The following is a 22,890-nucleotide window of genomic DNA, read 5'->3' on the forward strand; positions in this document are numbered from 1 at the left end:
TAGCGCTAGTTAACGCTTTATTAATCTGAATCAATTATTCGTTGTGCTCGGGTCTATTGTTAATGAGGAAAACCGAAATTCAGACATGAGAAGTTCGCGACTCATCACCTTGGCTTCTATAGTTTTTGGGTACTCAATAGGAAGAATAAGGAATGAGCAAATGGTAAAAACAATAACGGTAGGATTGATGGTCGCCTTGGCTTCGTTTTCCTCTTTGGCAGAAGAAAGTGTGGTACGAGTCGCAAGCCAACATTCGGTGCAAGATACGGCGAATAAGTTTGTGGTTATAGCGCAAGACAAAGGCTTGAATGTGTTTGCCCGCGTCAATCACCAACAAAATGCGGCGAAGGTTGATATGGCATTGAGACCAACTGAGGTGATTGTTTTTGGCAACCCGAGAGTGGGTACGCCGCTGATGCAGTGTGCTCAGGAAGTGGCCATCGATTTACCACAGAAGGTTTTGGTGTATGAAGATGCTGAAGGCAAAACATGGTTGGCTTACAACAATCCGATGTACTTAAAAGAGCGCCACAACATCCAAGGTTGTGACGAGGTGTTAAACAAGGTCAGTGGCGTGTTGAGCAAACTAACGGGGGCGGCGGCCAAATAGGGGGGAAGCAATCAAGCCGCTTGTGGTCTAGGCCTTTCCATGTGTGAGCAACACTCCGAGAGCCAACCGTTGCGATGGGCGGCATTATAAGCGCCTCGGCAGCAGCGTAACCAATCTCGCTTGTTTGCGAAGTAGGAAGCGCTGCCCTTGCAGATTTTCAGCGTCCATTTTGCTCTGGCTGAGCGCATGTGTTGACAGCACTTTTGTGTCCAGCCATTGCGGTGCGCCGCAAAATACGCACCGCTGCATCCCTCTTGCCACGCAGTTCGGGTTTTGTAACTTGCCGCACTCGCCTGACATGCTTCAAACGTCCATTTTTTCTGTGTTCTTGGCGCGCCCATGTGTGCACAACATTCGTCTAACCAGCCTCGGTTTCTTGCCGCTTGATAGGCACTTTTGCACGCAGCAATCCACTCGGTGCGAGTTCGGCAAGCTCTTGCGCTTTTGATGCATGCTTGACGGTTCCACTTCAATTCGACCTGCTTCATGTGTTGGCAGCAATCATCCAGCCAGCCATTACGGTTCGCAGCATTGTAAGCGCCACTGCAACCGCGTTGCCATTCGGATCGTGTTTGGTATTGCTTAGCGTTTTCTGTGCAGGCTTCAAAGGTCCATTTCTTACCCGTTCGTGAGGGAATCATGTGCGTGCAGCAATCTTCTATCCAACCGTTTTTTCTCGCGGCGTGATAAGCACTTTTGCAGCCGTGATTCCATTCTGATCGCGTTTTATATTGTGATGCGCTTTGCTTGCACTTTTCGAATGTCCATTTAATGCCGACACGCTGCATGTGAACGCAACACTGATCCAGCCAACCGTTGCGATAGGCAGCGCTGTAAGCAGCTTTGCACTTTTCGCTCCACTCTGTTCGTGTTTTGAAATGGGCCGCGCTCTGTTTACACAGTTCGAGACTCCATTTCCCGTGTTTTTTGGGCAGATCCATAAGATTCATAAGCGCATCCCTTCAAACGTATTCTGGACGAGATTGAAAAGCCGTTTCTCTTAAATAAAACCTGCCTTGCTCTCCGTGGAGTTTACTCGTGTCGACAGGCGATAATATTGAACGTTTTGCCTTTATGTACGGCTTTATGTGGCTTTCGGGTCAATTTGGAAAGAAAGTGATGAAAGGGAAAAATAAACCCCGCAGCGAGGCGGGGTTTGGACTGGAGAGTAGATCGGGTAGGTTACGCCAGTTTAAAGGTCGCGACTTTTGAGTTGAGCTCTTCCGCTTGCGATTTAAGCTCAGAAGACTGGTTCATCGACTCTTCTGCTCCAATCACTAAGTGGTCGGTAACATCTTTGATTGATGTGACGTTCTGCGTGATCTCGTTGGTGACGTGCGTTTGTTCTTCTGCTGCGGTCGCGATTTGGGTTGCCATATCGCTGATCATCGCTACTGCCGAGTTGATTTCATCCAACGCTTTAGAAGCGCGGTCGGCATCTTCTACCGAGCCTAATGCCAACTCAGAACTGCGCTCCATTAAGGTCACTGCGCGTTGCGTGGTGCGCTGTAGCGTCTCGATAGTGGATTTAATTTCTTCCGTTGAAGTGTGTGTACGTTGCGACAATACACGAACTTCATCAGCAACGACGGCAAAGCCACGGCCTTGTTCACCTGCGCGTGCCGCTTCGATTGCAGCATTCAGTGCGAGTAGGTTCGTTTGCTCTGCGATGTCACGAATGGTGGAAAGTACGGTGTTGATGTCTTGCGCATGTTGGTTCAGCTCTGAGATGACGCCACTCGCTTGGTTTACTTCCGAAGACAAGTGGTTAATTGAGTCTTTGGTGTTCACAACGAGTGAGTGACCGTTTTGTGTGCTCACAGAAGAGTCTTGCGCCACTTTTGCTGTTTGCTCTGCATGAGAGGCGATCTCTTGCGTTGCTGATGCCATTTCAGTTACAGCTGTTGCCACAAGTGTGATTTCTTGCTGCTGGTGGTTTAGCTCATCGACCGATTGGTTTGCACGTTTGGTGCTCAACTCTGACTGTTTATTTAAGTCTTCCGCTTGGTGACGAATATGGCCAATAAGTTGCTGTAGACTCTCAACGAATTGGTTGAAGTTTTCTGCCAGTTCACCCACCTCATCTCGATTTTCTACTTTGATGCGCTGAGTTAAATCACCACTACCGTTTGCGATTTGCGACAGGGCATTGGAAACGTTGTAGAGTGGGCGGAACAGGATGTTACACAACAGGTTAAACAACGCCACACAGATAATAACCACAATCGTAGTCGCGATGATTTGTCCCCAAACGGCATCGTAAAGTGGTGCAACTAAAGAGTCATTGTCCAGAACGGTTACGCTCGTTAGCTTAGTGCCGTCGATAGCTTTTGCGTAAACCACGAAATCTTTGCCATCAATGGAAACATTTTGCTCTAGACCGGTATTGGATGCCGCGACAATATCGTTGTTGCTCAACCCCAGTTTGCTTACTGGTTGGTTGAGTAATTTGCTGTCGTTGTGTGTAAAGATATTACCTTGGTCATTGGCGATGAACATATAACCATCACCCGGCAGAATCACTTGGTTAAGGCTGTTGAGGATATCTCCGATCTCAACATCAGCTCCCAATACTGTTGTTTGACCATGAAGTTGCAACGCTTTGCCGAGTGATACTACGTTTGCACCGGTTGCTGCTGCGACGGTGGGGTTATCCATAAAAACTTGGGATGGATTGGCGATGGCATTGGTGTACCAACCCCATTGTCGAGGATCATCATTTCCAGGTGGCAGAACAACACCGTTCGCGTTGTCTTGAGAGCCGTCAGGATAGGCAAGGAAAACGTTATCGAACGCCGCAGAGTCACGAACTTGTTTTAGGTGTGTCACGATGGCAGATTTCTCTGCATCCTGTGATAGCGAAGTGAGTGCGCGTTCTTTTGACAGTAGCCAGTCACTCACATATTGATTGTAAGATGCGCTAGTGCTTTCTAAACGTTGCGCGACTTCAACATCCAGTCGCTGCAAAGAATCACGAAAAGACAGCCCCTCTACCAACACTCCCCCGAGGATGATGGCAGCACTGGCAGATATCGCCAGCTTATTTTTCAAAGATAAATTCTTAAGCATAAAATTATGATTGGCTCGTTATATTTATAAAAAGTGGTGTTGCACGCGCCATTATATTTTAGTGGTCAAAATAAATTCCGATCTATGTCGCGTATTTGAGCCATATTGGTGTTTATGCGGAATTAATCTTCAATGTTGTTTACTTTTTTGAGCTAAGTTGTTTATTAGCAAAGCGTTATCTAAGTCTTTGTAAATGATTCTTATTTTTATAAAGTGTGATCGAGATCTTACTATTTGGGCGTATATTTCATATTAAATATCAAGCATATGACGTGATCGATATATTGCCTCAATTAATCATTTTTAGGGACGATAGTTATGCGTAGTACGTTGTTAATCCCCGCATTATTGCTGTCAGGGTGTACTCTGACTCCCCAATCTACACCTCTCCAGGCTGACCCGAACTGGGTGGTCGACCAACTTCCCAACGGGATGAAATATCACATTTATCCAACCCAAGATGAAGAAGTCTCGGTTCGTTTGATGATGAACGTTGGTTCATTCCAAGAAGAAGCCAACCAGAAAGGTTATGCGCACTTTATTGAGCACATGGCATTTAATGGTAGTACCCATTTTTCTGGTAATGATGTGGTGAAGTTGTTCGAAGCTTCTGGTGGTAGCTTTGGTGCTGACATTAACGCCACGACGACTTACCAACAGACGACCTATAAGTTGGATCTCGCCAATCCAGATAAGCTTGACGATGCGCTAACGTGGATGCGCGACATCAGTGATGGCATTCAGTTTGATCCCACACAAGTTGAAAAAGAAAAAGGCGTGATTTTGGGAGAGTGGCGACGTTCACGTCCTGACGATAAATCCCTATCTTTTAATGCTTACCAAGCTTCTATTGAGGGAACGCCTTACGCAGAACACGATCCTATTGGTACGCGAAGCTCAATTGAAAACACCACTTCACCTGCACTCAAAACGTTTTATGAGAAATGGTATCAACCACAATATGCCGAACTGATCGTAACGGGGAATGTGGATGCGGCGTCGCTATCAAAAATTATTGAGAGTAAATTTTCTAACTGGGATAGCACTTCCGATGCCGTGGTAGAAAAGCGCCGTGATATCCGAGCGAAAAACGCAGATCGCATTTTACCGAGTAGTCAGATGGAATCCCCAAGTTTGCATTTGATCATCGACCGAGATTCGGTAAGCCGTCAAACCATGCAAGATCAACACAAAGCATGGCAGGACGAAATTAGTGCTCAGCTTATCCAACAGCGCCTGCTTAGGGTGTTAAATGATGCCGCAGAGTCGTTCCAATACGCATATGCTCAGCCATATTCTTCAAGTTATCACCGTATGATGTCTGCTGGCATTTCATTTGCCCCGGAACGCCGTGAGAAAATCCAACAGATCTTCATGAACACACTCACGTCATTACGTGACTATGGTGTTACTCAAGAAGAACTCGATGGCATTATGTCGGGCTGGTATGGGGAACTGGCAAACCTCGATTCTGATTGGTCGAAACGCAAGCCAGCAGGTTACGCAGAAGCGCGTGTATTCCAATTGGAGCAAAATTCAGTAAGCCAATCCAAAGAAGGGTATGAGCTTAGCTTGTCGACGTTTGTTAAGAACAACACGTTAAGTCATACGAATGAAGCGTTGGAAGCACTGCTTTCTCAACCAGCAAGTTTTGTAGTGGGTTTAGGTAAAACGGAAACTAAGGCGCAATTTGCTGGTGAGTTTGCACTATTGAGTGCCGCTTATGCTCAAGCGGGTGAAAAGCCTTTGGACATGTATGCCAAGACAGATGGTTTTGTTCAGCCAAAGAAAGAAGGCACCATTATCAGTACTCGCGAAGAAGCGGGTGGTTTTCAAGTGTATACGTTGTCGAACGGGGTGGATGTTTGGTTCCAAAAAGACGACAAAGCTGCGAATCGAGCCTACGTTTATTTCGTCAGCCAAGGTGGTAAAGCGGCGTTAGATAAATCACTTTATCCAGCATTTGAAGTGGCAACCATGGCGGCGGCTCGCAGTGGCTTGGGCGATTTCTCCGGTACAGAACTCGATAGCTACTTGCGCAAAAACGACATCTCGCTGTTCCCTATTTTAGGTCCAACCAACCATGGTATAGAGGTCATCACCCCGAAAGCGCATTTGGCGAGTGCTTTAAACGGTTTGTACAACATCGCAACCGATATCAAAGTGGATGAGCGCCAGTTGGAAGCGGTCAAACGTGAGTTTCTTCAGCAACGTCGTGCCTTCTTTGAGTCATCAATGGGCAAATGGATTAAAGCGGCGAACGAAAATTCGTACTTACCAAACAGTCGTCATCGTCTGCTGCCAATCGATGGCGCAAAGGATGTGACGTCAGAGCAAGTTCAAGCCGTACATGATGCTCTTTTCAACTACAATCGTGGTTTCAAAATGGTCATCGTTGCGGATGTAGAGCCAGAACAAATTACGCCATTACTACGTAAATACGTTGCATCTATCGATATGCCGGCAGGTGAGGCGGTGGATTATTCAATAGCCTTTAACCCCCATGCATTAAGCAAAACTGTGATGGAAGAGGGCAATGAGCCATCATCCATGTATTTATTGCGCCTTACCAATCAGCACGAATCACCAAGAACGGGGCGTGATACTGTCGTTGAAGACATGTTGCAGCGCATTGCAGCTGCGCGAGTAACGGAACAATTGCGTGAAGAAGCGAGCTTGGATTACAGCCCGAGTATTTACCCAATCACACAAGACCGTGAAATGGTGTCTGACTGGTTCTTGGAGTCGCAAATCGACCCTAAAGATGTCAGCAAAATGGATGCGCAGTTAGATAAGGTTTTTGATGAACTCGCGAAGAACATTACTCAAAAAGAAGTCGATACCGCAGCAAAACAACTCGCCGTCGCAATGAAGGATTTGGATGATAATCCAGGTCAACGCAGCTGGGCTTATACGCGTTATCTCGTACACGGATATGGTTTAGATGCATTACTGGATGTAGACAAAGCTGCTCAGAGCGTGACGCTGGAAGAGATAAAAGCCAAAGCGAAAGAAGCATTTGGAACTAAAGCTAAACGAAGCACAATTATTTTGAATCCAAAACCTTAGCCATCAAAAAGGGCGACTTACGAGTCGTCCTTTGTTCTCTATCTTGCCTTACACATTACTCGCACTGGTATGACAGTAAACATAAGTCATTAAAATTCAGTGAAACAATAACGAAGAGGTCGATAAAAGACGAAAGGGTTTTACCTTTTTTGTAAGGTTCCTTTCGATTGTCTTCTTTTTTGTTTTTGTGAAGGAAAGTCGCATATTTGTAAGGGGCAGGAAACCATATGGTATCGCTTGAGTCTCACCTTACTCCAAATTGAAGCAAATAAAGGTTCCCCCAATGAAACGCTACTTATTGTCGACGATTTTACTCCTAAGCAGTGCCAATGTATTCGCAGAATCTGCACCAACACAACCTGTAGCGCCAAAACCATTTGGTCTAGAGAGCATTACTGCTGAGCAGCAAGCGAAAATTGAAGAGATTCAGCTTAACTTGAGCAGCACGCTGACGCAGGAACAATCGCCACAAGATATCCAAGAAAGTGCCAAGCAATTTGAGAAGTTGGTGAAAGCACCGTCGTTTGACGAAGCAAAAGCAAAGGCGTTGCTTGAGCGTGCGAACAAGAAACAAGTAGATATCCAAATCGCGAAGCTAAAAGCACAAAACGACATTTATAATGTGTTAACTGACGATCAAAAGTCGACACTAGAAAAGCGTCAGCAAGAACAAATCAAAAAGTTTGAAGCGATGAAACAACAAGCTCAGTAAGCTCGAATAGCTTCTATTCTTCATTAAGAATAAAAAAGACTCCTAGCTGGGGTCTTTTTTATTTTGTTGCCAGTGAATAGCGTTTAACTAGCGGTAACAACTGTTAATCGTTTTTCTCTTTACCGTAAACGCGTACGCCTGCTTTAGAGCCTTCTGAGTTGCCGTACACTTCGATGTTTTTCACACAGCGACGGTAACCGAAGTAACGCCAGTCGGTCATTTTGTCTTTCTTCAGGTCGCGGTGGAATCGAATGGTTTTCTCGTCACCGTTTTGGAAGCGCACAACGATCTTTCTTAATTCTAGGTCTTTCTCTGCTTTCACTTTGATCGCGTTGGTGTTGCGGCAAATCACCATTGGGATTTTTGCAGCTAGGTTACCGTGCTCAAGCAAGATAGTACGACCTAAAGTGAATTTATCGTCTGCGTGTGCAGGAGCGATAAGTGTTGTTGCAGCCAATGCTGCCGTGATAATAGCGGTATAAATTCTCATTTAAAAATCACCAAAACACAGGAGCGCGAATCATAGTCGAGCTCAATAAAATTCAGCTAGCAATATTTTTCTTTGTGAATGAAATTTCACAGTCCGCTGACTTTAAGGTGGGAAGTTGAACAGTAGTTCGACAATCCAAGTAAGTATTTCTTGGAGCCTAATAGGCGAAGTTTTTGGCAAATAGACTACGTTGAAGGACATTACTACAGAGTATCTATTAAAAATGTAATTTCTTTAATCGAGCATTTAAACAGTGTTCTTTATCCATTATGATCGCAACAAAACTCCCGAGAATCGCAGGCAATTTTATGGCTCGAATTAGCAAACAAGAAAGAGAACAAAACCAAAGAACATACGATGAGTACATTTTCAACCTGTTCGTAGCTGAGGGGTGGGAGTGCGTTACATTGGATAGGATCTCTAAAGGTTTAGGTATAAGAAAGTCTACGCTTCAAGGGTATTACCCCGATAAAGATGCATTCTTAAATGTTCTTCAAGGGCGAGTGTTTCCGCACATAGTCGGACAGTTAGATTTCACTTCAAGATCTGCCTTTATAGACGCTTGGTCACATCTTCTTGCTACCAATAATGTGTTCCAACAAGCTGTAAAGATGTTGTTGATTACAATCGTTAAGAATGGTGGTGAGCCTCGTCCTCGTATCCAAGCACCGATACAGCGATTGGTCAGTGAGTTGGGTAAAAATATTGGTCATGACGAAGCTAGTTCAGCAATTAAGGAGTGTTTTGGCGCTGCTCTTATGCTCCTAGCGTTTCCAAATAGCACAGATTAAACTTATCCGTACTAAGTACGAAAAAGTTGTTGATCTCATAATTTAGTTCATTTATTATCCTTTCCGAAAGTAAGGGCAGCCTAAATGCTGCCCAAAAATTTAAACTTAAATCGTCCTTGGTACGAATAATTGTGGAGCGGGTGAACGCTCTTATTTTTTGTAATTAATTCGTCCTGAGTACGTAATGGTATATAGGTAATGTAATGAAAAAAACGCTGTTAGCTCTTTCGGTAGTAGCATCATTTGGTCTTTCTTCTAATGCTTTTGCTTCAGATATTAAGTGTGGTATTTCAGTATCGCCTTCAGATTGCGCTGGTTGGAAAAAGCTGGATGACTGGTCAGAGAAAGGAGCAAATCCTGATTTGATTAATGATCTTTTTGATGCGTATGAGAATGGCACTATTGAAGAAAAAGAATTGGCGAATAAAGCGGTATACGATGCCATTCAAGCAATGTCTAACGAGCAAAAGCTGGCAGCATTTGCAGTTCTTAATAATATTACTGTTTACAACGATAACCCTCTGACTCCTGAGGAAGAAGGTTATGACTCTCTGCTAGATCAAATCATCAATGGTGGCAACATGGTTGGTGATAACCCAGAGCAAGAGAAAGCAATAAAAGATGCTTACAATGCATTTGAGCAAGCGAAGGCAGACGGAAAAATTACATTGCCTTCAGAAAATCCATTTGAACTAATTGAACTACCTGGTCAGCCTGCAGATGGAGACCTTCAGCCAATCGAAGATGTTATTGTTGAACCAGCTAAGCCAGTTACCAATGAACAAAAACTTGCGTTGGTAACGCACTTATTATCAGTAAGTAACATCGAAGCATCTTTGGAAGGCACAAGCTTTACGTTTAACCATCCTGAACACGGCCAAATGACGATCGATTTAGCAACAATCTCGGAAGAGAACCTTGTAAAAGTTAAGGGGGCAATGAGAGATGTTGCTACTGATGGGATTGCTGAACGTCGTCGTCAATTTGAAGAAGGGAACCTTCCTCCAATTAGTGATGATCTACCTCCCGTGGAGGATGTTATTGTTGAACCTATTACTCCCCCGACTGAGCTTGAAACTAAGATTGCTTGGTTTAATGGAGCAATGGATAAAGCGGGCAAAGATGCTTTCATCGACTTTGACCCGATGACAGGTAAACCAACTTTGTATCGTCCAGGGGAGACTCCTTTGAGCTTGGAAGGTAAAGAAAGTGAAGTTAAAAAAGCGATGCGTGAGAAAGCAAAAGAAACTTCTTTGGCTCACAAACGCAATATCCTTGCAGATATGGAAGGTCATGCACAAGCTCGTATTCTTAATCGAGCTTTTGAAGAGGTTGGTTATAAAGCTAAGGTAACAATGAATGATGAAGGGCACTTTGATCTTACCTTTATCGATCCGGTCTCAGGCAATGAAAGAACTATCGACCTTACTAAAGAAGTCGCTGCTGGTTACTTGGATCTCATCAAAGCTCAAGCTAAACAACGTATTATAGAAGATCTACCAGGTCTTGATCCTAAAGACCCAGAAGATGGCGAGCTTCCACCAATTGAAGATGTCATTGTCGATCCTATCTCTGGTGAAAAAATGGTCACTAATCGTGCTGAGTTAATGAACGAAGTGAATGCTATCGTTTCTGACCTTGGTGGTGATAGTCATCGTATCGATAAATATTTAACTTCTAGCGCTGAAGACAAAAAAGCCATGGCGCAAGCGCTTATTAAATATTCAGATTCAAATGAAGACCTTCATCGTACGTTGTCTCAAATTACCTTTGAAGTCCCAACGGGTAGCAATGGTGAAACTGAAACCAAATCAATGTTGGACTTCTTTAATGGTGTCGCTGATGGGACTACTTCTCCTGAAAATGGAATGACTCAAGATGAATTAGCTCTTCGTAAAGGGCTTATGCCAAAGTTCGATGAAATTGATTCTAAGTTGCTAACTGGCGAAGTGGAGTTACGTGACGCGGCATACAATGCAGAAACTCAGTTGAAAGAAACCATCACCGATACACAAAATGCTGTAATGACGAATGCTCAACATATTGAAGGTTTGAATGAGGCGGTTTCTAAGACTCAGGTTGCAGTATTTGAAGTTCAAGAAGTAGCGAAGTCAAACGCAAACAGCATTGCGCAAGGCGAAATGGCACTGCGTAATGCAGCGCAATCAGCAGAGGAAGCGATGAAAGCTCACTTTGCTGGTCAAAAAGGTGCAGCAGAGTACCAACTAGGCCTAGCGAAAACAAATCTAGAGCATGCGGCTCAATCTATGGAAACGCAAATGACAGCGAAATTTGTGGATGCAGAAGCGTCAATGACAGCAGCGATTAAGAATCTACAAGCTCAAATTGACTCTCTAGGTGCAGGTACAAACCCACCAGTGGATGGTGGTGTTAACCCAGATCTGGAAGCAGGCCTTAAGGTTGCTCGCGAGAAGGTTGAGTTAGCGTTCGCAGATGTAAATGCTCAACTGAATGGTGGTAAAGACAACTTAGACGATGCAGCGACAGCAATGACTGCGGAGCTAACTGATAGTAAAGCGGAGTTGGAAGCGGTAGCAGCAATCTCGACAGATCAAATGGCAGCTCAATTTGCAGCAATGCAAGCTCAACTAGACGAACAGGCTAAATTAATTGCTGAACTTCAAGCTGGTGAGAACCCAACAGTACCAAATTCTGGAATTTCTCCTGAAGCTGAAGGTGCGCTACGTCAGGCTAGCGCAACGCTACAAGCTAAAATGGATGTGGCAGTAAACAAGTTACAAGATGCTCGTCAAGGTCTAGAAAAAGCTGCAGACGGTCTACGCTACGCAGATAAAGGAAATGGCGAAGTTGGTATTAACCCTCCAGCAAATACAAAGCCTAGCCATGAACTTGGTTCTGTCGGCCAAGGTCAAGCAGTCGCCTACGTTCAAAATGGAATGGAAGAGCTGTATAACGCTGGAAACGAGTATGCGGATCAAGCGGCTGGTAAAGCACTCGCTGATGCCAAGTCTTATACAGATACACAGATTGCAGGTATCAATTCTCGCATCGACGGCATTGAAGAAGACTTAAGCTCAGTGATGGCAACAGCACAAGCGGTGACAGCTGCTCGTCCTTACCTATCAATCAACCAAACATCTGCAATTGGTGTTGGTTTGGGACAAGCTGGTGACCAAGCAGCATTTGCATTGGGCTATGCTCATCGAATTAACGACAATTGGACGGCTAATGCTAATGTATCTGGTACGAGTGGCAATGAGATTGATTACTCCGTAGGTGCTGGTGTTTCTTATGCTTGGTAAAAAGCAATTGGTTTAGCTCAACATTTTGAGTCAAATACATGAATTACCTATAAACTTGACCTAAGTTTACCGCCCTTCGGGGCGGGTTTTCTTTTCTAGTTACAAGTAAAGTTAATCAAGCGATTCATTTCCCTTCTCTTTGAATGCCTTAAGTATCTTCCCCAATTTAAATAACCTGCACACACTCTTTATTTTTCTCTTAAGTTTTAATGTTTGGATTATATTGATAAGTAAAAGATGGTATAAATCACCCATTGTCGATAATAATTGAATGCTTATGAAGAAATACGAAGAATTAGTTCAAGATATCATCTTTGCGATCTTGTGACTTATCGGGTTTATTGGTTTCAGTGGACTTATCTTTCAGTGTCACTACTTCTTTTTCCGGCAGTTCTGCTGCTTCCCCGAAGAACTTTCCTCCCGGTTCAATGCTCAGGTTGTTGCTCCAAATTTTGCCACTGACACGGCCTTTTGCTAGTACTTGGATGTGTTCAGCGTGACAGTTACCATCAAGAAGGCCGTTGACGATCAGTTGTTTAGCGTAGATGTCGCCTTTAACACGGCCGCTTTCTGCAACGACCAATGTGCCTTCTACGTGCAATTGGCCTTCGATAATGCCATCGACCTGAATATCGCTTTCTACTTTGAGTTCTCCGCTAACAGAACAGCCTTTGGCGATGAGAGTTGAAGCTGATGAGCCACTCGCTGTTCCACGGTTTTGATTAAAGATTCCCATCGTATTCTTCGCTCCTTGGTAAAGATGTCTTCAAAATTATTGAGGTTCCAATCCACGAATGGCCTTGGGTTTAAAGCCCGTCCAATAAATCTCACTTCATAATGAAGGTGAGGACCAGAAGAGAGGCCTGTATTGCCAGAAATGGCGATTAGCTGTCCTTTTTTGACAAACTCACCGGTTTTGACTTTGAACCCTTTCAAGTGCGAATAAGAGCTCGAAAAGCCGAATGAATGTTGTAACCGTAAGAAGTTGCCTGAACCTTTTTTACTGCGTCGAGTCACTTCAACGATCCCATCTGCTGGGGCGTAAATCTTGGTTCCGGTGTTCACCGCGAAATCTAATCCACGATGCATCTTAGAGACTTTGGTTACTGGGTGAATCCGCTTACCAAAGCCTGAAGAGAGGCGAGCTTTCCCTACGGGTGAGCTATTAGGAATTTGATTGAGCATCACCATACGAACATTGGAAGTGATGGCGGCAGTATCAAAGCGCGCCTCCAAACTGTTGCTGGTGGACTCTTTAGCTACGCCGAGCACTTTCTCTAATTCTCCCAGACGTTCGGATACCAACTGCACACGTTCTTCTCGTTCAGACAAGTCGTTTTCTAGTTCTGATTTGAGCGTTTTTAAATCGCTGAGCTCTTGGCCGATGCTACGCGTATGCTCAGTTAGTTCTGCTTGTTTACTCTCCGCATTATCGACTTGTGTATAAAGGTGGTTCACCAGAACTGCCGTTGCCGCTAACGCTAAAATAAACACAGCCAAAAAGGTTTGCAGTTTGCGTTGCGTGGCTTTGCTGAAATACCAATGCTTGGAGCCATTAATGGTCGAGATGGAGAGCGTCAGCTGATCTTTCATGGCGGTCTTGGGGCGATAATTACACGAGATTTATTACTGATAACTCTGACTGTAAGGAAAACGCGTTGTCGCTTCTAGAGCTAAAAAGGAGCGAAATGTCAGGGCGTGAGCTGTTTTCAGACAATAAAGAAAAGTCCGCAGTCAGATTTAATCTTGAGTGGGTTTTGGTCGGTAGGCGCTGAGGAACTAATACTTTTGATTGAGTAAATTGCCAATAGTATGGTTAAGCAATTCAATGTAGTTCACGTTTGTCTTATAAATGTCGGATATTTTAAGAAATTGGCATTCAGTAAATTGATAACTCTGTTTGGGGGTTTATGATGGCGTTGAACTCGAATAAACGTCTGAATTCGAGAATGAAAACTCTCACCGATTAAGACGTTCATTAAAGGCTTATTGCTAACTCAGACCTACTGGTTTGAGGACATAAAATCAAGACAACGGAGTTGGTCGTGAAAAAACTATTATTAGCTACTGCAGTGGTCGCAGCAGCGGGTGGTGCAGGCTATCTGTACCAAAACAACCTTACTCAAGGTGAATCATCAAGCTCATTACTTACACTAGTTCCAGCAGATACCTTGATGATTACTTACCAAACGGAACCTTTCAGTCACTACGAATACATGAACGCCTTCGGTACATCACAGCAGCCACCAATGGCAGAGCTGTTTACTGAAGAAGATTTGACTCCTGGTTTGCAGTTCGCGGTGAACTTCTTAGATGCTTATATGGCGTCAGCGTCTTCTCCAGAGAGCCTAAAAGCCTTCTTGGGTACAGGCGATATGGTGAACCCTATCATCTACACATTGGGGCTTGTTCCGGTTTACAAATTGCAACTCGAGACTCCTACTGCATTGTGGAAAACCTTAGATGAGCAAGAACAGCTCGCAGGCATTCAGCATGAGCTTGTGAAGCTGGACACGATTGAGTTTCGTCGTTATGAGCTGACTGATTCGCAAGACCCGCAATTGGGGATTGGCCTAGCGGTTGGTGTCGTAAACAACGTGCTGACCGTAACGTTCGATATTCCAGAGCTGGGTGTTGAAAATCCGCTTAAATTGGCGTTTGGCCTTGAATCTCCAAAGAACAACATTGTTGACTCTGGCCGTTTAGAGGCAGTGAAAACTAAATACGGTGCGAGCAATAACTCATTTGGTATTTTTGATATCCGCGAAGTCATTAAGGGGTTAACTACGCTAGATGGCAACAGAATGGCGCGTCAGCTGAAGATGGCTGAATCTGACCCGACGCTTGATGCACTTCGCTCACCAGCTTGTCACACTGAGTTCACTCAAATTGCAGAGAACTGGCCACAAATGGTGGCGTTTGCTAAATACAGTGCAAGCGACAACAAAGCTCGTATCAACGGCAGCTTCGTTGTGGAATCGAAAAACCAAGTCATTTTGGAAGCATTACAATCAATGCGTGGAGTACTTGCTGAGTCAAATGGTGAGCAGAGCATGTTCAGCGTGGCTTTAGGCTTAGATGTTGCAACGCTTGCTCCTGCTATAGGTAAGATCTGGACGGATTTAACCACTCCTGAATACCAATGTTCGATCCTAGCGCAAGCACAGAACGACATGCGTGGTCAGAACCCTGCACCAGCGATCAGCATGGGCGCAGGCATGGCAAATGGTCTGAAAGGTTTGAGCATGGAAATGTTCGGTCTTGATGTAAACATGAATGGCGAATACGGGCCTGAGCTAGGTCAGTTGGATGCGATCTTCTCGATCTCAGCAGACGATCCAAACATGCTGCTGCAAACGGCACAAATGTTCATGCCTGAACTGTCACAGATTCAAATTCAGCCAGACAACCAACCAGTGAACATTGGTGGTTTGCTTGAACCATATGCAGGTAAACCAATGGATGTGTTTGCTCGTCTAAATGGCAGCCATCTAACGCTGTACAGTGGTGATGCGGCGGCGGCAGCAAGTGAGAAAGTGATGGCTCAGCCGTTAACTGCAAATGGTCTATTGAGCTTCACTATGGACTCAGATCGCGTACTTGAAGTGATTGAAACGGCGTCTAAAGTTTCTGGTGAACCGGTACCAGAAGATGTGAAAATGAGCCTGCAAGGTGAGCTGATCGGTGGCATGTCTCTGGATGTGACCAAAGACGGCATTGCGTTTGACTTCGACTACACAGGCTCAACCAAACCACAAGTGAAGGTTGTGCAGCAGTAAGCGTTATTCTTCAATGACGAAGCATTTCTTATTTAAGCAAAAGGCGGCATTTGATGCCGCCTTTTTTCAACTTACTTTTAGGTCTTGGGGTTTTCTCTAGCGTCGGTAGTACAAAGAAATACGGTTGCCATTAATTTCTTGGACTATAAATGGAATCTCGTAAATATCGCTCAGCACTTCGGCATCAATCACTTCTTCAACCAAGCCCGCTTTGATGACTTCACCAAGTTTCATCGCCACGATGTGGTCGGAATAACAAGACGCGAAGTTGATGTCGTGAATTACGATTACTACGGCTTTGTTCTTCATCTCCGCTAGCTTGCGAAGCGTACTCATGATGTCGACGGAGTGTTTGATGTCGAGGTTATTCAGCGGTTCATCCAAGAATATATAGTCGGTATCTTGCGCCACCACCATAGCAATAAACGCCATTTGACGTTGACCGCCCGACAGTTGGTCGATAAAGCGATCTTTCAAATGGTCGATTTCCAGATGTTGCATCGATTCATCAATGATGCGGTGATCTTCTTCTGTCAGACGACCTTGCGAGTACGGGAAGCGACCAAACGCCACTAAATCACGCACCGTAAAGCGCATGTTGATGTTGTTTGATTGGCGCAGCACTGATAGGCGCTTTGCCAAGTCTTCGGTGTTCCATTGGTCAAGCGGCTTATCACCAATTACGACGCTACCAGCATCGCTTTCTGTTAGTCGGCTTGCCATAGACAGCAGGGTACTTTTACCCGCACCGTTAGGGCCAATAATGCTGGTTACTTTGCCCAGTGGAAAAAGGGCATCGGCGTTTTTTACCACGTATTTTTCGTTGTATTTTTTGCTAAGACCTTGAATACGGATCATGCGATAAACCCTTAATCGAATTTGTTTTTCATAAGCAGAAGCAAGAAGTAGCCGCCGCCGATAAAGTTGATGATAACGCTGATGGTGGTGTCGAAATCGAACAGATTTTCTACCACCCATTGACCGCCGGACAGCAGTACAACTGACAGTACTGAGCTCGCGACAATCAATAAGCGATGCTGGTAGCCAGTGAAGATTTGGCGAGCCAGAGCCACAACAATCAAGCCAAAGAACAGAATTGGACCAATCAATGCGGTCGAGATAGACACCATCAAAGTGATGATGAACATGACTTGCATGGTCAGTTTATGGGTATCCACACCTAGGCTTTTCGCGTTGTCGACGCCAAGCCACATCACGTCCAATTTGTGGGCAATACGCATTAGGTACGCACCACACAGCAGCATCGGAACCGCACACCAGTACACCAACTCACTGTTGATGTTGTTAAAGCTCGCGAACATTGAACTTTGGATGAAAGTGAACTCATCTGGGTCGGTGATCATGGTGAAGAAACCAGTGACACTGTTGAACAAGCTGCTCAGCACGATACCAATCAACAAAAGGGTGAAGATATTGCGCTGACGACCACGGAAGTAGAAGCTGAACAAAGTCATTGCACACACAATCATGATGCCAGTCGACAACACGAAGTTGAGTTTGCTGTTGATGACTAAAGCACTCAAGCCGCCAAACATTACTACGAGCAGCACTTGAATCATCACGTACATGGAATCAAAACCCAGAATTGAAGGGGTGAGGATTCGGTTGTTGGTGATGGTCTGGAAAATCAGTGACGACGACGCAATCGCCATCGCTGCCAAGACAATCGCCAGCACTTTCGGGATGCGACGTGACAAGAAGAACTGGTAGTTATCTGGCGTTAAGCCTTTGCCGATGAACACCGCACAAATCAAAACTGCCGCGATTGCCAGCAGCGTTACTTTCATAGAATCACGCATTCGATTTGTCTCTCAGAACTAGGTAAATGAAGATTGAGCCACCCAAGATGCTGATGATCATCGAAATTGGAATCTCGTAAGGGAAGATGATGAGACGACCGAGGATGTCGCAAGTAAGCACCAAAATCACGCCTGCGTATGCGGTCCAAGGCAAGTTGCGACGCATGTTGTCACCAATGAACAGCGACACAAGGTTTGGCACGATAAGTCCGAGAAACGGAATCATGCCAACGATCATCACCACCGATGACGACAGCACAGCCACAAGGATGACACCGACCAAAACAATGCGCTGGTAGTTCAAACCAATGTTTTTCGCGAAACTCTCACCCACGCTCGCCGCACTAAAGCGGTTGGCATAAGCGTAAGCCAGAACCGAGACAGGGAGCGCAAGGTACAAGAATTCGTAGTTACCACGCAATACCGATGCAAAGTTAGCCACCGTCCAAGAACCAAGGGTCTGTACTAGGTCGTATTTGTAGGCAATAAAGGTGGTCATGGAAGAAACTACGTTGCCATACATGATGCCTATCAGCGGGACGAGCACGGTGTTCTTAAACTTCAAACGTTGTAAGAAGCGCACGAAGATCACCGTACCAATCACAGAGAAAGCGAAGATGGTGATCAGGTGTACCCAACTGCTCATGTCTGCAAACAGAATCAGCGCGACGATGTAGCCGAACATTGCCCAATCGACCGTACCCGTAGTAGATGGGGCTGCAAAGCGGTTTTGCACGATCTGCTGCATGATCAAACCAGCAATACTTAAGCCTGCACCAGCTAAGACGATGGCCAACAAGCGGGGTAATCGGCTAACCAACAAGATGTTCAAACTGTGGCTGTCACCGGCCAAAATCTGCGAGAGAGAAACGTTCGCCACCCCAACCAGCAAAGAGGCGCAGGCGAGTACAACGAGCAATAAAAAAGCCAAGATATGATGTAATTTCATGGTGTATTTATAGGGTGATAAAAACAACAATGACCTTTCGCACCGTGAAGCGGGAAAGGTCATCGATTAGAGTGAGATTGAACCGAATCTGTTAGTTAGCAATGACTTGGTTCAACTCTTTAATCATGGTTTGCGTCGATTGGTAGCCACCTGCGGTTAAGTACCAAGCCGCTGGGTCCATAAACAGCACGCGGTTGTTTTTCGCTGCTGGTGTGGACTTCACAAGATCGTTGTCGAACAGCTGTTTTGCTTTACCACTGCTCTGACCGATCGCTTGTTCGCGGTCAAGGATAAGCAGTACTTCAGGTTGCGCATCAGCGATGTATTCGAATGAAATCAAGTTACCGTGGGTGCGTGGTACTGATTTCACGTTCTCAGAAGTCGAAGTTGCAAAACCTGCTTCTTCATACACGAATGAGAAACGGCTGTTGGTGCCAAACATCGCCAAGCTGTTACCGCTGTTTGAGACGGTCAGTGTGCGTGGTGGTTGAGCTTCTACTTTTGCGTGAAGGTGATTAATTTGCTCTTGAACGCCTTCAATCAACTGCTCTGCGTGCTCTTCTTTGTCGAAGATGTCACCCAGCGTGCGCCAGTGTTCTTGGGTTGTTTTCCAGTAGTCGGTGGTGTCGATACGGAACATGTAAGTTGGCGCGATGTCGCTCAGATCTTTGTAGATATCTGCCATGCGACCTTCTGCGATGATTAAGTCTGGCTTGAGCATAAACAGCGTCTCGAAGTTCACTTCTTTCACGCTACCCGTATTTGCGAACGAGTCGATTTGGAATTTTTCTAGTGACTTTGGCAGTAGCGTCTTTGGCATGCCGACGGGTGTGACGCCCAAAGCATCAATGTAGTCTAAACTGCCGTAGCCCAATACAACGACGCGTTGTGGTACGCCATCAATGTCTACTGTGCCCAAGCTGTGTTGGTAGGTTTTAGCCATTGCCCCCATAGGAGCCAATGCAAGCAGCAAAGCTCCCGTTGCTACGCGAAGAGAAGTTTTACCAAACATAATGATTTCCAAAAGGTGCGATGCAATCTCGCAAGAGTGCCTTAAAAACAAATAATGCTTTAAAAAAATAGAGCGCGAGATTAGTCGTAAAGCGGTATAACTTATTTGATTAAAATCAAATAAGAATGATTATTGATTGCAGACACATTAGCAGATAGTCTATATGCAGCAACAGAATTAGCGGAATAGTGAGTATTCAAAAAATGAATTTAGCTCAAGTCGACTTGAACTTATTGTTTATTCTCAAACACCTACTTGAAGAGAAGCATGTTTCCAACACCGCGGTATCGCTCAATATGAGTCAACCATCGGTGAGCCGCTCTTTACAGAAACTCAGAAACTTGTTCAACGATGAGCTGTTAGTACGTACTGCACACGGCTATGAATTGACCCCAAAAGCCGAAGTGATCAAGCAAGATTTGAACACCGTTCTAACCGGGCTAGAAAAGCTGATGTACGGCCAGTCATTTGTGCCAGAAAAGAGCAACGGTACGATCCGTTTCTACGGCTTGGTTCCGCAGGTGATTTTCTTACTGCCACCGATTGTTTCGCGTATCCGTGAAGAAGCGCCGAACATGATTGTCGATATCGATTCCATCCCGAAACGCCATTTCGATGCACTGATCGCAGGGGATGTGCATTTTGTGCTCTCAACCGCTGAGCCACCTAGCTCTGAGCAGAATTTGTACCGCATGAAAATTGCCAATCGCGACTACCGATTCTTGATGAGCGAAACCCATCCACTTGCCCATGTTGAGGAACTGACGGTGGAGATGCTGCTCGATTGCAACTTCGGTCAGATCTCACTTCAAGGTGGCAAAACACTGTCGATTTATCATCGTTTTGTTGAGCTTGGCGTGGTGGATAAAAAACGCCAATTATCGATTCCTGTTCAGCTTTCAAACTTTAATGCTGCGCCAGCGATTGCCGAGCAAACGGATGTGATTTTCCACTTACCAACGCCGTTTGCACAAGACGCTTGTCAGGGCAGAAAATTGATCACCAAAACTGTACCAAAAGCGATTCGAATGGACAGTGAATCGGTCTATTTGTACTGGCATAAGCGCTATCATAACGACCCGATGTGTAACTGGGTTAAGTCATTGTTCAAGGAAATATATGGCTCAACTGAGTCTGAATGGTAAAGAATATTATTATTCATTTTCGACATAGTGGTAATTAATCCTACAAATGCTCGGTTGCTTGTCTTCGTCAAATAAAGGCTATTTAATGCGAACCATTATCATTATAAGTTCCATTAAAATTTATAGGTTTTTACCATGTCGAAGACGACTCCGTTTGCGCCAAAACCATTAGCAGTGGTGATCGGTGCGCTATGTACCTCTTTTTCCGTCTTTGCTGATACAACGCCAATCGAAACCGATGAGCAGCTTGTTGTAACAGCAACCCGTACCCAGATGGAGCTGAAAGACGCTCCAGCTTCTATGTCGGTGATCACCGCTGAAGACATCGAAAACGATCCAGGCATCACGCTGGCAGACATCGTGTCTAACGCAACCAGCGTGGAGTCAGACTTCGACAGCACACGTGCAGGTCGTCAGCAAATCTCGATTCGTGGTATGGATTCGAAATACACACTGATCATGGTAAATGGCCGTCGTATGAGTTCGGCAAGTGCGATCGTACGTGGTAACGACTTCGATCTTTCTGCGATCCCAATGGATTCAATTGAGCGAGTAGAGATCATCCGTGGTCCTATGTCGGCGCTTTACGGTTCTGACGGTATGGGCGGTACGATCAACATCATCACTAAGTCACCAAGCAACGATTGGAGCTCCCAGCTTAGCTTAGACAACACGACGCCAAATGATGGCAATGGTGGTCAAGAATACACAGTGGGTCTAACCACGTCTGGCGCTCTGATTGAAGACACACTATTTGCTCGTTTCTCTGTTTCTCAAACGAGTCGCAACGCGTGGCAGCCATACTCTGGCGAGAAAGGCGGCATTGATCGTGAAGAGGTTACTGCACTTGAAGATCGCGATAGTTTAGCGATGTTCGGTACACTTTCATGGCATTTGGCGGACAATCAATTTATCGATCTTGACCTTGGTTACAGTGACGACGAGCGTGATACCGCAGCAGAAAGTGGCACTACGGTTCTGTTCTCGGAGTCTCGCGTTAAACGTAACAGCCAAGCGCTATCGCACACCGGTTTTTGGTCTTGGGGTGATACACAAGTTCGTTACTCACGTGAAAACGTAGAGAACATTGAAGCGGCAAATGATGGTGCTGATTCAATTGAAGAACTAACACAAATTTTTGAAGCATCAGCAACGACTTACCTAGGTGAAAGCCACACTGTGACGTTTGGTGTGGACTACCAAACTAGTGAGCTAACCAACCCAGAGCACATCGTGGGTAACAAAGCAGAAGCTTACCAAGGTGCGGTATTTATCCAAGACCAATGGGAAATGACCGATACGCTAATGGCGACGATTGGTGGTCGTTTAGATAAGCACGAGCACTACGGTGAAGAGTTCAGCCCGCGTGTGTACCTAGTACACCAAACAACGGACGACTTGGTACTGAAAGGTGGCGTGGGTAAAGCGTTTAAAGCACCAACCATGACGCAAAACCACCCAGACTTCTCGATGAGCAGCTGTAAAGGTAACTGTAACATCGTAGGTAACGAAGATCTGGAAGCAGAAACCAGCGTGAACTATGAGTTCTCGGCGCTATACAGCGGTCGTAACTGGAACTTAGAAGGCGCGGTATTCCGTAACGAAATCGAAAACCTAATCGAACAGACGGACATCTTCTGTGAAGTCGGTACGTGGTCGAGCGCGGTGATGAGTTGTATTGATGACAACGGCGACCCAATCGATCGTGAACTGTCTAACCCGTACAAGTCTTACCAAAACGTATCGAAAGCCGTTATTCAAGGTGTGGAGCTAACCGGTAGCATTCAGTTCAATGAGCAATGGGCGATGTCTGGTAACTACACTTACTTAGACACCGAAGATAAGTCGACCGGTGAAGAGCTGAACGAGCGTTACAAGCACTCTGCATTTGCTCGCCTAAACTGGTACCCAACCCAAGATTTGAACCTGTTTGCGAGCGCACGCTACCGTGGTGACCGTAAGATTGATTCTCAGTTAACGCAAGACGCTTACACCACGATGGACTTAGGTACGGTTTACCATGTGAATGATGGACTACGTATTCGTGCGGGTATCACCAACCTAACCGATGAAAGCGTATCAAGAGAGCTAGAAAACATCGGCTATGTTGAAGCGCCACGTACTTACTACGTTGGTATGACAGCAGACTTTTAAGCTCTA

17 protein-coding genes are annotated in these 22,890 nt (G+C 45.3%); 8 read left to right on the forward strand and 9 right to left on the reverse strand.

The window, feature by feature from the left end; genetic code table 11:
• The first annotated feature begins 160 nt into the window (after window positions 1-160).
• A complete protein-coding gene (locus tag C1S74_RS18500) occupies window positions 161-610 on the forward strand; it encodes a DUF302 domain-containing protein (protein WP_045396682.1) in 450 nt (149 codons plus the stop codon).
• An 11-nt stretch (window positions 611-621) separates the two neighbouring features.
• Here C1S74_RS18500 and C1S74_RS18505 read toward each other — a convergent pair whose 3' ends face one another.
• Window positions 622-1,560 (reverse strand): hypothetical protein, encoded by a 939-nt coding sequence (locus C1S74_RS18505; protein WP_045396684.1) that lies wholly within the window; start codon window positions 1,558-1,560, stop codon window positions 622-624.
• 232 nt (window positions 1,561-1,792) lie between these two features.
• The gene (locus tag C1S74_RS18510; RefSeq protein ID WP_045396685.1) at window positions 1,793-3,679 is read right to left on the reverse strand and encodes a methyl-accepting chemotaxis protein; all 1,887 of its coding nucleotides are present in this window, start codon (window positions 3,677-3,679) and stop codon (window positions 1,793-1,795) included.
• Window positions 3,680-3,997: 318 nt separating this feature from the next.
• Between C1S74_RS18510 and C1S74_RS18515 the strand changes: the two genes are divergently transcribed.
• Together C1S74_RS18515 and C1S74_RS18520 are read left to right on the forward strand one after the other, a co-directional pair.
• The gene (locus C1S74_RS18515) at window positions 3,998-6,748 is read left to right on the forward strand and encodes a M16 family metallopeptidase (RefSeq protein ID WP_045396687.1); all 2,751 of its coding nucleotides are present in this window, start codon (window positions 3,998-4,000) and stop codon (window positions 6,746-6,748) included.
• A gap of 283 nt (window positions 6,749-7,031) precedes the next feature.
• A complete protein-coding gene (locus C1S74_RS18520; RefSeq protein ID WP_045396688.1) occupies window positions 7,032-7,460 on the forward strand; it encodes a Spy/CpxP family protein refolding chaperone in 429 nt (142 codons plus the stop codon).
• A gap of 103 nt (window positions 7,461-7,563) precedes the next feature.
• Here the strand turns inward: C1S74_RS18520 and C1S74_RS18525 are convergent, their stop codons facing one another.
• On the reverse strand, window positions 7,564-7,950 hold the full coding sequence (locus tag C1S74_RS18525) for a DUF2541 family protein (protein WP_045396690.1): 387 nt from the start codon (window positions 7,948-7,950) through the stop codon (window positions 7,564-7,566).
• A 308-nt stretch (window positions 7,951-8,258) separates the two neighbouring features.
• On the opposite strand from C1S74_RS18525, the gene C1S74_RS18530 reads away from it, so the two are divergent.
• Together C1S74_RS18530 and C1S74_RS18535 are read left to right on the forward strand one after the other, a co-directional pair.
• Window positions 8,259-8,741: a TetR/AcrR family transcriptional regulator gene (locus tag C1S74_RS18530; protein WP_045397609.1), complete on the forward strand. Its 483-nt coding sequence runs from the start codon at window positions 8,259-8,261 to the stop codon at window positions 8,739-8,741.
• A gap of 203 nt (window positions 8,742-8,944) precedes the next feature.
• Entirely contained in the window at window positions 8,945-12,025 is a 3,081-nt protein-coding gene (locus tag C1S74_RS18535; RefSeq protein WP_045396692.1) for a YadA-like family protein, read from the forward strand.
• Between the two features lie 295 nt (window positions 12,026-12,320).
• Here C1S74_RS18535 and C1S74_RS18540 read toward each other — a convergent pair whose 3' ends face one another.
• On the reverse strand, window positions 12,321-12,761 hold the full coding sequence (locus C1S74_RS18540; protein ID WP_082037663.1) for a bactofilin family protein: 441 nt from the start codon (window positions 12,759-12,761) through the stop codon (window positions 12,321-12,323).
• Complete coding sequence (locus C1S74_RS18545) at window positions 12,665-13,618, reverse strand: M23 family metallopeptidase (RefSeq protein WP_045396696.1); 954 nt, start codon at window positions 13,616-13,618, stop codon at window positions 12,665-12,667. Before C1S74_RS18545 ends, C1S74_RS18540 begins: the two co-directional genes overlap by 97 nt.
• A 452-nt stretch (window positions 13,619-14,070) precedes the next feature.
• Here C1S74_RS18545 and C1S74_RS18550 point away from each other — a divergent pair, with 452 nt between their 5' ends.
• Window positions 14,071-15,804 carry a hypothetical protein gene (locus tag C1S74_RS18550; RefSeq protein WP_045396699.1) on the forward strand — a complete coding sequence of 578 codons (1,734 nt, stop codon included), beginning with the start codon at window positions 14,071-14,073 and terminating at the stop codon, window positions 15,802-15,804.
• 96 nt (window positions 15,805-15,900) lie between these two features.
• Here C1S74_RS18550 and C1S74_RS18555 read toward each other — a convergent pair whose 3' ends face one another.
• The 4 genes from C1S74_RS18555 to C1S74_RS18570 form a co-directional block, all read right to left on the reverse strand.
• A complete protein-coding gene (locus C1S74_RS18555) occupies window positions 15,901-16,662 on the reverse strand; it encodes an iron ABC transporter ATP-binding protein (RefSeq protein WP_005449633.1) in 762 nt (253 codons plus the stop codon).
• An 11-nt stretch (window positions 16,663-16,673) separates the two neighbouring features.
• On the reverse strand, window positions 16,674-17,624 hold the full coding sequence (locus C1S74_RS18560; protein ID WP_045396701.1) for an iron chelate uptake ABC transporter family permease subunit: 951 nt from the start codon (window positions 17,622-17,624) through the stop codon (window positions 16,674-16,676).
• On the reverse strand, window positions 17,617-18,573 hold the full coding sequence (locus C1S74_RS18565) for an ABC transporter permease (protein WP_005429179.1): 957 nt from the start codon (window positions 18,571-18,573) through the stop codon (window positions 17,617-17,619). The genes C1S74_RS18560 and C1S74_RS18565 overlap by 8 nt, the downstream gene beginning before the upstream one ends.
• 91 nt (window positions 18,574-18,664) lie before the next feature.
• Window positions 18,665-19,585, reverse strand: coding sequence for a siderophore ABC transporter substrate-binding protein (locus C1S74_RS18570; RefSeq protein WP_045396703.1), 921 nt, complete (start codon window positions 19,583-19,585; stop codon window positions 18,665-18,667).
• Window positions 19,586-19,788: 203 nt separating this feature from the next.
• Between C1S74_RS18570 and C1S74_RS18575 the strand changes: the two genes are divergently transcribed.
• Together C1S74_RS18575 and C1S74_RS18580 are read left to right on the forward strand one after the other, a co-directional pair.
• Window positions 19,789-20,730: a LysR family transcriptional regulator gene (locus tag C1S74_RS18575; protein ID WP_045396706.1), complete on the forward strand. Its 942-nt coding sequence runs from the start codon at window positions 19,789-19,791 to the stop codon at window positions 20,728-20,730.
• 135 nt (window positions 20,731-20,865) lie between these two features.
• Complete coding sequence (locus tag C1S74_RS18580; RefSeq protein WP_045396708.1) at window positions 20,866-22,884, forward strand: TonB-dependent receptor domain-containing protein; 2,019 nt, start codon at window positions 20,866-20,868, stop codon at window positions 22,882-22,884.
• The last annotated feature ends 6 nt before the right edge of the window (window positions 22,885-22,890 follow it).

Origin of the sequence: Vibrio hyugaensis (assembly GCF_002906655.1) — a bacterium.
GTDB lineage: Bacteria > Pseudomonadota > Gammaproteobacteria > Enterobacterales > Vibrionaceae > Vibrio > Vibrio hyugaensis.

Bases quoted from the DNA above. Each gene is read 5' to 3' on its own strand.
- C1S74_RS18570 (WP_045396703.1), bottom strand. From the start codon at position 19,585: ATGTTTGGTAAAACTTCTCTTCGCGTAGCAACGGGAGCTTTGCTGCTT.
- C1S74_RS18500 (WP_045396682.1), top strand. From the start codon at position 161: ATGGTAAAAACAATAACGGTAGGATTGATGGTCGCCTTGGCTTCGTTT.
- C1S74_RS18560 (WP_045396701.1), bottom strand. From the start codon at position 17,624: ATGCGTGATTCTATGAAAGTAACGCTGCTGGCAATCGCGGCAGTTTTG.
- C1S74_RS18530 (WP_045397609.1), top strand. From the start codon at position 8,259: ATGGCTCGAATTAGCAAACAAGAAAGAGAACAAAACCAAAGAACATAC.
- C1S74_RS18565 (WP_005429179.1), bottom strand. From the start codon at position 18,573: ATGAAATTACATCATATCTTGGCTTTTTTATTGCTCGTTGTACTCGCC.
- C1S74_RS18575 (WP_045396706.1), top strand. From the start codon at position 19,789: ATGAATTTAGCTCAAGTCGACTTGAACTTATTGTTTATTCTCAAACAC.
- C1S74_RS18515 (WP_045396687.1), top strand. From the start codon at position 3,998: ATGCGTAGTACGTTGTTAATCCCCGCATTATTGCTGTCAGGGTGTACT.
- C1S74_RS18545 (WP_045396696.1), bottom strand. From the start codon at position 13,618: ATGAAAGATCAGCTGACGCTCTCCATCTCGACCATTAATGGCTCCAAG.
- C1S74_RS18540 (WP_082037663.1), bottom strand. From the start codon at position 12,761: ATGGGAATCTTTAATCAAAACCGTGGAACAGCGAGTGGCTCATCAGCT.
- C1S74_RS18510 (WP_045396685.1), bottom strand. From the start codon at position 3,679: ATGCTTAAGAATTTATCTTTGAAAAATAAGCTGGCGATATCTGCCAGT.
- C1S74_RS18505 (WP_045396684.1), bottom strand. From the start codon at position 1,560: ATGAATCTTATGGATCTGCCCAAAAAACACGGGAAATGGAGTCTCGAA.
- C1S74_RS18535 (WP_045396692.1), top strand. From the start codon at position 8,945: ATGAAAAAAACGCTGTTAGCTCTTTCGGTAGTAGCATCATTTGGTCTT.
- C1S74_RS18580 (WP_045396708.1), top strand. From the start codon at position 20,866: ATGTCGAAGACGACTCCGTTTGCGCCAAAACCATTAGCAGTGGTGATC.
- C1S74_RS18520 (WP_045396688.1), top strand. From the start codon at position 7,032: ATGAAACGCTACTTATTGTCGACGATTTTACTCCTAAGCAGTGCCAAT.
- C1S74_RS18525 (WP_045396690.1), bottom strand. From the start codon at position 7,950: ATGAGAATTTATACCGCTATTATCACGGCAGCATTGGCTGCAACAACA.
- C1S74_RS18555 (WP_005449633.1), bottom strand. From the start codon at position 16,662: ATGATCCGTATTCAAGGTCTTAGCAAAAAATACAACGAAAAATACGTG.